At 36.1% G+C, this 12,870-nt stretch carries 16 protein-coding genes; 3 read left to right on the top strand and 13 right to left on the bottom strand.

What is annotated here, in order from left to right; genetic code table 11:
- Window positions 1–108: 108 nt before the first annotated feature.
- Window positions 109–474, bottom strand: a complete 366-nt coding sequence (locus DPQ31_RS21135) for a YqxA family protein (protein ID WP_001214892.1) — start codon at window positions 472–474, stop codon at window positions 109–111.
- Complete coding sequence (gene gpr / locus DPQ31_RS21130; RefSeq protein ID WP_097958099.1) at window positions 471–1,574, bottom strand: GPR endopeptidase; 1,104 nt, start codon at window positions 1,572–1,574, stop codon at window positions 471–473. The genes DPQ31_RS21135 and gpr overlap by 4 nt, the downstream gene beginning before the upstream one ends.
- 181 nt (window positions 1,575–1,755) lie before the next feature.
- On the opposite strand from gpr, the gene rpsT reads away from it, so the two are divergent.
- Entirely contained in the window at window positions 1,756–2,013 is a 258-nt protein-coding gene (rpsT, locus tag DPQ31_RS21125; protein WP_001274011.1) for a 30S ribosomal protein S20, read from the top strand.
- Window positions 2,014–2,096: 83 nt separating this feature from the next.
- Here the strand turns inward: rpsT and holA are convergent, their stop codons facing one another.
- Window positions 2,097–3,107 (bottom strand): DNA polymerase III subunit delta, encoded by a 1,011-nt coding sequence (gene holA / locus DPQ31_RS21120; RefSeq protein WP_208730960.1) that lies wholly within the window; start codon window positions 3,105–3,107, stop codon window positions 2,097–2,099.
- A 348-nt stretch (window positions 3,108–3,455) separates the two neighbouring features.
- Here holA and DPQ31_RS21115 point away from each other — a divergent pair, with 348 nt between their 5' ends.
- The gene (locus tag DPQ31_RS21115; protein WP_000997609.1) at window positions 3,456–3,590 is read left to right on the top strand and encodes a YqzM family protein; all 135 of its coding nucleotides are present in this window, start codon (window positions 3,456–3,458) and stop codon (window positions 3,588–3,590) included.
- 31 nt (window positions 3,591–3,621) lie between these two features.
- Here DPQ31_RS21115 and DPQ31_RS21110 read toward each other — a convergent pair whose 3' ends face one another.
- From DPQ31_RS21110 to DPQ31_RS21100, 3 genes are all read right to left on the bottom strand, one after another.
- Complete coding sequence (locus DPQ31_RS21110) at window positions 3,622–5,943, bottom strand: DNA internalization-related competence protein ComEC/Rec2 (RefSeq protein ID WP_208730959.1); 2,322 nt, start codon at window positions 5,941–5,943, stop codon at window positions 3,622–3,624.
- Window positions 5,944–5,957: 14 nt separating this feature from the next.
- Window positions 5,958–6,515 (bottom strand): ComE operon protein 2, encoded by a 558-nt coding sequence (locus tag DPQ31_RS21105; RefSeq protein ID WP_000439772.1) that lies wholly within the window; start codon window positions 6,513–6,515, stop codon window positions 5,958–5,960.
- A 63-nt stretch (window positions 6,516–6,578) separates the two neighbouring features.
- Entirely contained in the window at window positions 6,579–7,175 is a 597-nt protein-coding gene (locus tag DPQ31_RS21100) for a helix-hairpin-helix domain-containing protein (RefSeq protein ID WP_000989943.1), read from the bottom strand.
- A 77-nt stretch (window positions 7,176–7,252) separates the two neighbouring features.
- Between DPQ31_RS21100 and comER the strand changes: the two genes are divergently transcribed.
- A complete protein-coding gene (gene comER, locus DPQ31_RS21095; protein ID WP_001020545.1) occupies window positions 7,253–8,080 on the top strand; it encodes a late competence protein ComER in 828 nt (275 codons plus the stop codon).
- Window positions 8,081–8,253: 173 nt separating this feature from the next.
- Here the strand turns inward: comER and DPQ31_RS21090 are convergent, their stop codons facing one another.
- The 7 genes from DPQ31_RS21090 to yqeH all read right to left on the bottom strand — a co-directional run bounded on the left by DPQ31_RS21090 (window position 8,254) and on the right by yqeH (window position 12,870).
- Window positions 8,254–9,003, bottom strand: coding sequence for a class I SAM-dependent methyltransferase (locus tag DPQ31_RS21090; RefSeq protein ID WP_097958101.1), 750 nt, complete (start codon window positions 9,001–9,003; stop codon window positions 8,254–8,256).
- Window positions 9,000–9,356 (bottom strand): ribosome silencing factor, encoded by a 357-nt coding sequence (gene rsfS, locus DPQ31_RS21085; RefSeq protein ID WP_000653199.1) that lies wholly within the window; start codon window positions 9,354–9,356, stop codon window positions 9,000–9,002. Before rsfS ends, DPQ31_RS21090 begins: the two co-directional genes overlap by 4 nt.
- Window positions 9,353–9,922 carry a bis(5'-nucleosyl)-tetraphosphatase (symmetrical) YqeK gene (gene yqeK, locus DPQ31_RS21080; RefSeq protein WP_001078252.1) on the bottom strand — a complete coding sequence of 190 codons (570 nt, stop codon included), beginning with the start codon at window positions 9,920–9,922 and terminating at the stop codon, window positions 9,353–9,355. The genes rsfS and yqeK overlap by 4 nt, the downstream gene beginning before the upstream one ends.
- On the bottom strand, window positions 9,912–10,481 hold the full coding sequence (locus DPQ31_RS21075) for a nicotinate-nucleotide adenylyltransferase (protein WP_208730958.1): 570 nt from the start codon (window positions 10,479–10,481) through the stop codon (window positions 9,912–9,914). The genes yqeK and DPQ31_RS21075 overlap by 11 nt, the downstream gene beginning before the upstream one ends.
- Before the next feature lie 138 nt (window positions 10,482–10,619).
- Window positions 10,620–10,913, bottom strand: coding sequence for a ribosome assembly RNA-binding protein YhbY (yhbY, locus tag DPQ31_RS21070; RefSeq protein WP_000955228.1), 294 nt, complete (start codon window positions 10,911–10,913; stop codon window positions 10,620–10,622).
- A gap of 4 nt (window positions 10,914–10,917) precedes the next feature.
- Complete coding sequence (aroE, locus tag DPQ31_RS21065; RefSeq protein WP_000812081.1) at window positions 10,918–11,748, bottom strand: shikimate dehydrogenase; 831 nt, start codon at window positions 11,746–11,748, stop codon at window positions 10,918–10,920.
- Between the two features lie 15 nt (window positions 11,749–11,763).
- Entirely contained in the window at window positions 11,764–12,870 is a 1,107-nt protein-coding gene (gene yqeH, locus DPQ31_RS21060) for a ribosome biogenesis GTPase YqeH (protein WP_000140803.1), read from the bottom strand.

Here is a 12,870-nt window from a genome sequence, read left to right as displayed (position 1 = left end):
ATCATTCTATCTATATCTTATGCGAACAAACCATAAGAGACAAACCTTTTTCAAATTAAAAAACGGCTGTCGTACAAAACGATAAGACAACCGTTCTTCCTGCTACTCTTAGCTAAAAATCTCTTTCACTTTCCCAACAACTATATCCGTTCCAAACTTTGTTATTTCATAAGCAACACTTGCTATCGCCATACCAATTCCTTCTACGACATTAAAACTTCTTAAACTTTCTAATTGTTTTTGTTTCTCAATAGTTGAAAACGAACTTCCCAAAATTTCTGATTCAGCACTCGCACCCTCTGTCCCTGTCATATGAGCTATTTGTTCATACGACAGCTGCTGATAACCTTTCATACTTTTCAAACCATGATTAGCAAGCGCAACTCCTGCTATCATCATAAGTAAACATAAAACTGCACTACATATACACAGAAGTGCAAAACGACTTAAACTATCATCGTCTCTCCCCCTCAATGTGTATATGCTCCTGTATTATCTTGGTCAATTTGATGATGCAGCGCTGCATTTAACCCACTCGCTATTACATTTGCCATATCCTCTATAAAAGCATCTACTTCTTTTGGGGTCACCATTAAATTATGACCGAGAGGAGACAGTACTTCATAGATCAATTTTCTTTTTTCTTCTTCTTCCAACGTACCAATAGCACCTAAAAACATATTCCGACTTTTTTCATCCGGCATATCTTCTTCTGTTAATTTTTTCTTTTCTCCGAATGAAAATCCCGCTGGTAATAAAGACCGTGACGGCTTATGTCCCTCTTTCATCTCTCTTCCAAAGTGCTTCAAAATAAAATCGATCGTATCACTCGTAATAGAAACTGCGTCTACTACAGTTGGAACACCAATCGCAATAACAGGGATTCCTAATGTTTCTTTACTTAGCTCCTTACGTTTATTCCCAACACCAGATCCAGGATGAATCCCTGTATCCGAAATTTGTATCGTACTATTTACACGTTCAATAGAGCGTGCAGCTAACGCATCAATTGCAATTACAAAGTCTGGCTTCGTCTTCTCAATGATTCCATAAATAACATCGCTCGTTTCAATTCCTGTAATTCCCATTACTCCCGGACGAATTGCACTAACAGGCCTAAAACCTTCTTCTATACTTTCAGGCTGCAATTGAAACAAATGTCTCGTTACCAATACGTTTTCTACAACTATCGGTCCAAGTGCATCCGGTGTTACATTCCAATTCCCAAGACCAACAATTAAACAGCTCGCTTCTTTTGTAACGCCAACCTCTTCTAAGAAATAAGAAAATTCTTTCGCAAAAATACGCTCTACCTTTTGTTGCAGTTCCGTATCTTGTTGACGTATACCTTGCACTTCAAGCGTTAAATAATTTCCAGGTTTTTTACCCATCGATTCAGATGCAACTTCATCAATTGTGACTTTTGTAATTGTAATACCCTCTTCTTCCCTCTCTTTTACAATAACTCCTTGTACCCCTTCTTGTTCTTCTTGGCGTTCTTGCAACATTTGATGCGCTTCTACAGCAAGGTCAGTTCTAATACTATATTTACTTAAATCTAATGGTTCTTTCATCGTATCTCCTCCGTAATTCATAGTAAATATCGTTAGATTTCCCAAAGTTATATAAGGTCATTCTTTCCTTTACGTGAAATTTCATTGATATACTATTGCAATTCTCTTCACCGTTTGATAGAATATCACTTGTTCTATGTTAAGAATCGAGTCATTCGATTGCACCAGGGAGGTGAAAAGTATGGCAAACATCAAATCTGCTATCAAACGCGCTAAACTTAGCGAAGAGCGTCGTGCACATAACGCTTCTATCAAGTCTGACATGCGTTCTGCTGTTAAAACTGTAGAAGCTTTAGTTACTAATAACGATCTTGAAAATGCTAAAGAAGCTTTCAAAACTGCTTCTAAAAAACTTGACAAAGCAGCTCGTAAAGGTCTTATCCACCAAAACGCTGCAGCTCGTCAAAAATCTCGCTTAGCGAAACAAGTAAACGCGTAAGGCGTTTAAAAAACGATCCATTTGGATCGTTTTTTTATATACAAAAAAGTTCACGTAACAAGTACATGAACTTTTTTGTATCACTACATATGATTTAGCCGCAGCAGGAAAAACTCAAGCACAAGTTTCTTATCCATTTTCCCCGTCTTCATACTATAATCAGCTTCCGCTAATTCTATAATAACTTTTTTTAATTCTTCAAAAGAGAAAAACTTCGTTTGATTCATCGCCAACTTTACACGATACGGATGTACACCAATATGAGACGCGATTTGATTTTGTCCGTAACCACGTTGTTGCAACTCTTTCACTTGATGCAGCAAGCGGAATTGACTCACTAATAACGCAAGCAATTTAATCGGTTCTTCCTGCTGCGTAAATAATCCATCTAAAATTTGCATTGCACCCGCAATATCCTTTTTCACTACTTTTTCTGTCAAAGCAAATACATTTTGCTCCACAGACTTCGGCACAAGCTCTGTAACAAGTTTTGGTGTAATCTCTCCGCCCATACCAACGTATAACGTTAACTTGTCCATTTCCTTCGCCAACATCGTTACATTACTTCCCACAAGCTCTAATAACAAACTAACAGCTGCATTATCAATATGCACATGTACTTCATCAGCACGAGCACCAATCCATTTCTGAACATCTTGCACTTGCATCGCATTCGCTTCTACTACATCCGCTGTTTTCTTTAATAGTTTTGTAATTTTTTTTCGTTCATCGAGTTTTTCGTAAGGCGCAACAAAAACAAGAATAGAAAATGGAGAAGGTTCACCAATATATTCTTCTAAAATTTTTATATTTTGTTCTAACTTTTCTTTTTGTGAAGTTAAAAAAAGTGGTGATTTCATTAATAGTACTTTCCGTTCCCCCAAAAAAGGAAGTGTACGCGCATCCTCAACCACATCTTCTAAATAGGATTCTTCCAAATCGTATGTCACAACATTAAATTCTCGATCTTCCTCTTCAAGTGCTTCTGTTGTAATAAGCTTTATCGTTTCATTTATAAAAAACGCTTCCGTTCCATACAGTAAATATAACGGAGCAAACTGCTTCTTTTTAATTTTTTTATGTATATCACTCATACTTTTTTCCTACTCCCTAACTTGGCAATATATATTTATACTAATGCCCTAGCTTTTGTTTTACAAGTACAAAGGAACAGGCTTTACAACCCGCCCCTTTATTTATATTAAACGCCACGCAATAAGTCCCGGGTTTCTTATTGGTGTGCGGTAATCACCTTCCCTTTATTATTCACAATAAAAATCCGAGTATAAGTGCCAACTCTTAACATGCTTGGAAACGAAAAACTCATGTCACTTAACGAACTAGAAAGTAGTAAAAATACTCGGTTCCTCTTCATATGGAAATTGTAGATTTTTTTCTGACAATATTTTATACTAAAGTGGAATGTTGGGGAGGGATTCTAAATGAATGATTTTGAACAAAATGTTCAAAGTAAACGCAATGACGCTATTGATTCAGGGGTAGGATTTATCGTCTCATTTGGTTTTTTCGCAACACTTTTCATTATTGCAACTGTTATTAAATTCATCGGTTCTTAAAGGCTGCCATTTCATGGCAGTCTTCTCTTTTTCATCTATTATGTATTTCATCATATGTGATTTTACTTTTAAAGGTTCCGGTTTCCCCTTTAAAAACATAGGAAATAGCACCTTGTTTATCCGTTCGCCATATTTCAGTACCCATCTTCTCAAAACGCTCTATCACCTCCTTATCCGGATGTCCATACCTATTCCGTTCTCCCACAGAAACAATCGCTATACTAGGCTGTATAAGCCTCAAAAAAGGTGCTGTAGATGACGTTTTACTCCCATGATGCGCAACTTTTAAAACATCCGCCCGTAAATATGGATATGTCGATGCTAAAAGTTCCTCTCCCTCTTCTTCTAAATCACCTGTAAACAGCCATGTTAATCCTCCTAATTTGGCCCACATTACAATTGAAGAGTTATTTTCACTTTTTTCTTTCCCTTTCGGAGCTAGTATAAAAAATTCCGCTCCATTTATACTCCAACACTCCCCTTCTTCCACTATACTTATTTTCACTTCTTTTTCTAATGCTTTTTTCTTTAACACCTTTTCTAATACTGTCTCTTGTTTCTTTTGACCAAATACAACTTCTTTTACAGTTATATACGATAATAAATCCGATGCGGCACCTATATGATCCGCATCTCCATGCGTTATGATTAATTTATCAATTGTTTTCACACCTTCCTTTTGCAAAAAAGGAACAAGAATATTGTGACCAACAGAAAATTCATGCTTTTTCCGTTGCCATTCTTCTTTATTTATCCGAAGTGTTCCACCTGTATCAATAAGATAAACCCCTTTATCATATGGAAGTCGAATTAATATTGCATCACCTTGTCCAACATCAATAAATGTCACACTCCCACTCTCGCGAAAATACGGGTATACATAATGACACGTGCTAATAAAAAGAAAGCCACTCATGACTATGAACACAATTTTTTTCGGCATCCCTCTTTCCAAGACGATCAATATACTAATAATTATTACACAATATACAACTATAAGAAGTATGGGTGTTTGCCCGAAAACTAGGCGGGTAAACGGTAAGCTTTCACAGTAACTTAGTAAATTATTAGAAATAATTAAACCTACTGACAGTACATTCGCAAGTCCTTTTGCGAGAAATGGGATAATTGGTATAAATACCAGAATAATAATACTACATGGTAATACAATTATAGATAAAAATGGAACGTATATGAAGTTGAGGAAAATACTATATGGAGAAAAATAACCAAAATGATATAACAAAATCGGGGTACTAACGAGCTGCGAGATAATAGAAATATAAATAGCATTTCGAATTACTCCATTACTACGCCTTAGTAGTATCGGAGCAGATAAAATTAAAGCGAAACTACCTACAAATGAAAATTGAAATCCTATATTAAAAACAAGATATGGGTCGTATATAAGCATACATATAGCCGTTATACTTAAGGCATCTAAACTAGATAAGCGAACAGAACAAATGAAAGCACCCAACAATAAAACACCTGTTATAGAAGCTCTTATAACAGATGGTGATGCGCCTGCTATAATCATGTACACTGGAATACAAACAATTAGAAATACTGTCGCCATCTCCTTCGTCACACCACTTCTCAGTAAAACAAAGTAAACTATCACCATTAACAGAACAATATGCGACCCTGAAATCGCCAATAAATGCACAAGACCAAATTGCTGATACTGTTCTTCAACTTCAAACGTCATTTGTTGTCGGTCACCAAATAATAATGCATTCATAAAAGCACCTGATTGCTCTGGAAACATTTCTGTAACTTTAAAGATTATGTGCTGCCTATAAAAAAGAATCCATTGCACAAATGATAATGATGTTTTTTGGCACTCAGAAATATATGTAGCATGGAATATAAAATGAATATTTTGTTTATATAAATAATCTCGGTAATCAAAACCATGAAAATTCCGAGCAGTTTGCGGTTCTTTCCTCTCACCTTTGAATACACAGGATACTCCCGCATATAATTGTTGTAATTGTTTCTTTTCCAAGGCTGATTTCATTTTGTAACTTAACTGCACTGTATTTTTATTCTGATCTTCAAATTGAAAAGATAGGCGATCCCCATTAATAAGAGGTGTATTTTGTATCACCCCTCTTGTAGCTTCATAGGGCTCCCCTAGAGGCTTATTTTGCCCTTGAACATACGAAGTGTACATAGCACCACTAAAACACGCTATCATACAAAAAATGAAGGTTTTACGCGAAGTACGATATAAACAGAAGAAAACATATAAAACGAAACAACAAGCAATCCATAAAAATGACAAGGAAAAGGCGATTGCAATCCCCATTATAAAAGAGATTGCAATATAGCCCCATTGTTCATGCAACTTATACTCACTCCTTATAGCATCATTTTTGCTTTCGTGAATACATGCTGTAATTCTTCCATTGATAAATTATCTTTTTCGAAAGACGCAAATAATTCTTTTAACTCCGTATAACGTTTTTGCTCCTCTAATGCAGCAATATCATATTCTAGTGGAACGTGCTTCACTGTTACATTCGCTTGTTCAAATAACTCTATGGCGTATGGATGATTTTTATAATCCTGCGCATAATAAACCGCTGTAATACCACTTTGAATAATTGCCTTACAACATTGTAAACAAGGGAAATGCGTAACGTAAATTTCTGCTTCCTCTGTTTTCGCACCAAACTTGGCACATTGTAATAAAGCATTCATTTCTGCATGAATTGTACGAACACAATGATTATCAATGACATAGCATCCATCATCGATACAATGCACCCCACCTTTAATTGAACCATTATAGCCGCCAGCAATAATCCGCTTGTCACGAACGATTGTTGCCCCTACTGCAAGTCTTGTACATGTACTACGTAAAGATAACAAATGACTTTGCGTCATAAAATATTGATCCCACGAAATTCGTTCCATATTTTTCACCTTCTTTTTTGTCTACTTGTAGTGTAGCGAATGAAGAAAAACTTCGTCAATCTTTTACGGAATAATAATTTGATCTTTTATTTTTTCCAAAGACTTCACACCAATCCCATCAATCTCTAATAAATCTTCTATTTTCTGAAACGGACCATGTTCCTCTCGATATTTCAAAATACTTTCCGCTTTTCGAGAGCCAATGCCTGTGATTTTTTCAAGTTGCTCTTTAGAAGCTGCATTTATTTGAACTTTCCCTTCCCCCTTTGAAGAGGTAGCCACATCTTGCACTTGCTCATTTTTATTGGGTACATAAAGAATCATTTGGTCTTGTACAATTTGTGCTAAATTCACCTTCTTTATATCTGCCTCGGGCAAAAAACCACCCGCCTTTTCAACGGCATCCTTGAACCGATCCCCTTCTTTCATTTCATACACCCCCTCTTTAACAACGGCCCCTTTCATATCAATTAGTATTTTTTTCTGTTCCTTTGCATCTAATATTTTCGGTTTACTTTTTTTCTCTACATCTTTCGCCTGAACATCCGTTGCAATGACCGATCGCTCTGTATGCTGGTTTGTTTTCCAGAAAAAAAGAAAAAGTACAGTTACAATAATAGCTACTAACCCCAACCATTTTTTCGGAAAATCCCACATCATTTTACACCTCTAATCATAAATTTATAACATCATTCATATTGTTTAGGAGAAAGCTGTTACGAAGGAGGGATGAAACATTGAACATAGGAATTATAGGGACAGGAAACATGGGGAATATACTAATCGATGCATTTTTAGAGACCCGTGCTGTCAAACCTTCGTGCCTTACAATCATTAATCGGACGCCTGCCAAAGCATATCATATAAAGGAAAAATACCCTTCTATTCATATAGCCAAAACAATCCCAGAAGTACTCGAACAATCACAACTTATTTTTATTTGCGTTAAACCGAAAGATATATACCCTATCCTACAAAAATATGCTGAATATTTTTCTGATGAAAAGTGCTTAGTTTCTATCACAAGTCCAATATCCCCATCACAATTAGAGACACTTGTACCTTGCCACGTCGCACGTATCATTCCGAGCATTACAAACCGCGCCCTATCTGGCGCATCATTATTTACATTTGGAAGTAAATGCTCTGAAGAGTGGCAACAAAAACTACTTCGGCTATTCAAAAAAATTTCTACTCCACTTGTAATAGAAGAAGATATAACGCGCGTTTCATCTGATATAGCAAGCTGCGGCCCTGCATTCTTTAGTTATTTATTACAATGTTTCATTAACGCTGCTGTAGATAAAACAAATATTACACATGAAGAAGCTACTACTTTAGTAAGTGAAATGGTCGTTGGAATGGGGAAATTACTTGAAAAAGAGATTTTCACATTACCTACCTTACAAGAAAAGGTATGTGTCAAAGGCGGCGTTACAGGAGAAGGTATTCTAGTTTTAGAAGAACATGTTGGAGATATGTTTCATAAATTAATCGAACGGACACACGAGAAGTTTGATGAAGATTTAAAATGCGTTGATCAGCAATTCAATAAACACACATAATAAATACGCCATCGCCATTCCAAATCCTTTTTATTAATACGTATCTTTTTTATGCTACATTTTCACTAAAACTAGCATTTTTGTACTTTACATGTATCATCTTTTTAATATTCTAGAAATAAAATCAAATCTTTTCTAAAAAAACAAAAGCAACCTTATCGGTTGCTTTTGTTTTATCCATTCTTCTTCGCCATAAAAAAGATGCGCTCTGTTTGTTCTGTCACTTCAATTCGTTCAAAGTCTCCTGTGACGCGAAGCACTGTAAATCCAGCCTCTTCAAGCCATTTCGTTAATTCTTCAACCGAATATGCTCGTTGCACGTGACATTCATCAAAACGATGATATACATCTTCTTCTGGATCTTGTACAAAGAATGTCAAATCATGTTCCACACTATTGGATTCTTCTCCAGGGAAACAGTTCCAAATAAGTGATATTTCCTCGCCATTCACTGTATATGTTTCATTTTGAAATACGTGATGTATTTTATATAAAGAGTGTACGTCGAATAAAAACAAGCCATCTTGACGTAAATGATGGAAGACTCTTCTAAACGTTTCTTGCACTCCACCTTCTTGCAATACATAGTTTAACGAATCACAAAAGATTGTTACACAATCAAATTCACCAGGAACATCAAGTTCTCTCATATCTTGTTGGTAAAAAGGAAGAAAATAACCTTCTCCTCCTAATTTCTGCTGTGCGACAGTTAACATTTCTTCTGAAAGATCGACACCAGTTAAATCATAACCTTTTCGCATAAGCGGTAGTGTTACGTTACCAGTTCCACATGCTACATCAAGAATTTTTGCCTCTTTCATGCCCGCATGCTGCAAACTTTCCTCTGTGAACTCTACCCATTTATCATACGGGACATCATTCATCAGTTCGTCATACAGTAATGCAAATTGTTCGTATTTCATTGATCTAACTCTTCAGTAATATCTTCACGTGGTACATCGCCCCATAGACGCTCTAAATTGTAGTGATCACGCTCATCTTTATGGAATACATGAGCAACCACATCACCAAGGTCTACTAATACCCAACGAGCCTCATCAAAACCTTCCATACGTTGTACATTAATTTCGAATTCATGCGCCTTCGCTTTAATTTCACGCGCAATTGCTTGCACCTGTTTATCAGAGTTTCCGTGACAAATAATGAAATAGTCTGCAATTGGTGAAATCCCTTGCATATTTAGTACAACCATATCTTCTGCTCTCTTATCATCAGCTGCTTTTGCTGCTAATACTAATAAATCTTTATCTTTCATTTAATAATTTCCTCCTTGATAACTGCATTGTATGTTTGGAATGTTAATGGATAAATCGTTTGATCTTTTTCCATTAAAAATTGAATTGTTCGCTTTAAAGCAAACAGTAACGCTTGATTTATATCTTTATATGCGAGTTTTCTCGCTTCTTCTACACCAGGAAACTTACGCCCCGGCTCAATGTAATCTGCTACATAAATCACTTTATCTAACATCGTCATTTTCTCATGACCACTTGTATGGTATGTAATAGCTTGCAAAATTTCAGGATCCGTAATGCCTACTTCTTTTTCTACTAAGTATGCCCCAACAGGTGCATGCCATAACTCTTTGTTATAGTGAAGTAGATCCTTCGGCAAACCTTCCCTCTTAATAATCTCTTCCATTTCTGAAATCGCTCTACATTTTGCATAATCATGAAAGATAGCAGCTGTTTCTGCCTTTTTCTCATCTACATCATATAAACGAGCCAGTTCAATCGCTGTTTCCATTACACCTATTGTGTGTACATAACGCTTTTCATGCATTTGTTGTTTGACAATATGAAGTGCTTCCTCACGATTCATACAACCCATTCCTCTCGATATATACCTGTACTTTTTCCGGAAGTAAATATTTGCACGTTTTCTTCTCCATATACCTCTCACGTAAAAAAGAAGAAGAAACTGCAAACTCTGGAATTTCCACTTTTACAATATTATAAGGCGTATGCAATGTATAACCTGGTCTCGTAACTCCAACGAAAGTTACAAGTGTAAGTAACTTTTCAATGTTATACCACTTTGGCAAATACTCAACCATATCTCCACCAATAATAAAGTGGAACTGCACATCCGGATACTTTTCCGTTAATTGTAACATAGTGTCATACGTATAAGATGGACCTTCTCTGTTTAGCTCTTCTAAACAAATTGAAAAGTATGCTTCTTCCTCAGTCGCAAGCTCTAACATCTTTAAACGACTTTCTACACTTGTAATATTCCGCCCTTGTTTATGTGGCGGAATTTGATTTGGCAGGAACCATACTTCTTCCAAGTCCAAAGCGTGATATACTTCATTTGCAATTAGCAAATGCCCATAATGAGGCGGATCAAATGTACCGCCAATGATGCCAATTTTTCTCAAAAGAAACGCCCCTTCCTTTTACATACAGCAACTCTCTTCCTATCAATTCGAAGAGAGTTCACTGTTAATAAAAGTTCAATTGGTTTCGCTCTCTACATCATTAAGCACTAGCAATAAAAGTACCGCATGCTAATCTTTTTATCGAGGAAGCTTAATTTGTTTATTTTCTCTTGATTCTTTATATAAAACAATTGTGCTTCCAATTACTTGAACGATTTCAGCACGTGCACCTTGTGCAAGTTCTTCTGCAACTTCACGACGATCGAATTCACAATTTTGTAGCACGCTCACTTTAAATAATTCACGAACCTCTAATGCTTCTCCAATTTGTTTCACCATATTTTCATTTACGCCGCCTTTTCCAACCTGAAAAATTGGTGTTAAATGATGTGCCTGTGCACGTAAAAATCTTTTTTGTTTTCCTGTTAACATATAATTAGCCTCCAAGCTTTCTCATTACTAATTGTTTCATTCTATCAATATTTGGCACGCGTCCTGTCCACATTTCAAATGCAAGTGCCCCTTGATAAACAAACATATCAATACCATTTTGAATGATTGCACCTTGCTCTTTTGCCTCACATAAAATTTTCGTTTCAAATGGATTATAAATTATATCTGATACAATTGTTCCTTCTTTTAACGAACAAATTTGTAATGGCGTATGTTCGACATGCGGATGCATACCTCTTGTTGTCGTCTGAATGATAATATCATAATTCCCTTGTTCTTCTGTCGCTTTTTCTAACGATAAAGCAACAGAATGAACATCAGCCGCACATGCAGCAATAAGTTCTTTCGCCTTATCGACTGTACGATTCGCTACATCAATTTCTTTCACACCTACATCAGCAAGAGAAAAATAAATAGCTCGGCTAGCACCACCAGCGCCAAGTAATAAAATACGTTTCTCTTGAAGTGGTTCACTACTAATTGACTGTAAGGCTCGGACAAAACCGATTCCATCTGTATTGTAGCCAATTAATTTTCCATCCTTATGAACCACTGTATTTACTGCACCAATTTGCCTTGCTAGTGGGTCAATCTCATCCAAATAATCCATAATAGCAACTTTGTGCGGAGTTGTTACATTAAATCCTGAAATACCTAACGCTTTTAAACCTCTTACTGCTTCCCCTAGCCCTTCTTCTACAAGAAACGCATGATAATGGGCATCCATATTCAAGTGTTCAAATGCATCGTTATGCATAACGGGCGATAATGAATGTCCAATTGGATTTCCGATTACACCATATAATTGTTTCATAAATCCCTCTCCATATTAAATTAAAGATTTACGCAATGAAACACTTACTCCTTTTGGTACGTGAGCAACAATTTTTGCTCCTGATTCGTTTACAGTAACCCATCCTAATCCAGAGAATACAACGTCCGTTTTCGGTTCACGAATATTAAACTCGTATTTCACCAGCTCAGGCATATTTTCTAATTCTTCTGGTGTTGGCGGGCTTAGTAAATCTCCGGCATGATTTTTATACAATTCATCTGCTTTCTCAAGCTTTGTACGATGAATTGTTAAACGATTTGAGAAGTGACAAGTAAACGCACGACGACCACCACTTACATAATCAAAGCGTGCCAATCCACTAAAGAATAATGTTTGTTCCTCATTTAATTGGAATACCATCGGCTTAATTTCTTTTGTTGGTGTAATAAGCTTTAAGCTTTCCTTTCCAACATAATGAGCCATTTGATGGTGGTTAATAATACCTGGCGTATCATATAAAGAAGATTCTTCGTCTAATGGAATATCAATTAAGTCAAGTGTTGTTCCTGGGAAATGAGATGTTGTAATTACATTTTCAGTCTCATCACTAAATTCTTTAATCATACGATTAATAAATGTAGATTTTCCTACATTCGTACATCCAACAACGTAAACATCTTTGCCGTCGCGATAATACTCAATAGCATCCGCTAATTCAGCAATCCCTTGTCCCTTCGCTGCACTAATTAAAAAGACATCCTCTGGCTTTAATCCTAACTGCTTTGCACTATAGCGCATCCAATGCTTTACTTTATCATGTTTTACTGACTTAGGAATTAAATCCGCCTTATTTCCTACAAGTAATACTTTATTATTTCCTACGAAACGATGTAAGCCAGGTAACCAGCTACCATTAAAATCAAAAATATCTACAATCTTGACTACTAATGCATCTGACCTTCCAATTCCATTTAGAATGCGTAGGAAGTCATCATCTGTTAGCGATACATCTTGAATTTCATTGTAATGTTTCAAGCGAAAACAGCGTTGACAAATCACTTGCTCTTTTTCTAAAGATGAGGCAGGCGCATACCCAACTTCATTTTTATTTTCTGTTTGAATTTCTACACCGCAACCAATACATTTAATTGTTTCAGTCAA

Source organism: Bacillus sp. COPE52 (assembly GCF_003355115.1).
In the GTDB taxonomy this organism is placed as follows: Bacteria; Bacillota; Bacilli; order Bacillales; family Bacillaceae_G; genus Bacillus_A; species Bacillus_A toyonensis.
Note: the sequence above shows the minus strand (reverse complement) of the source record. Positions and strands in the feature narration are given on the sequence as shown.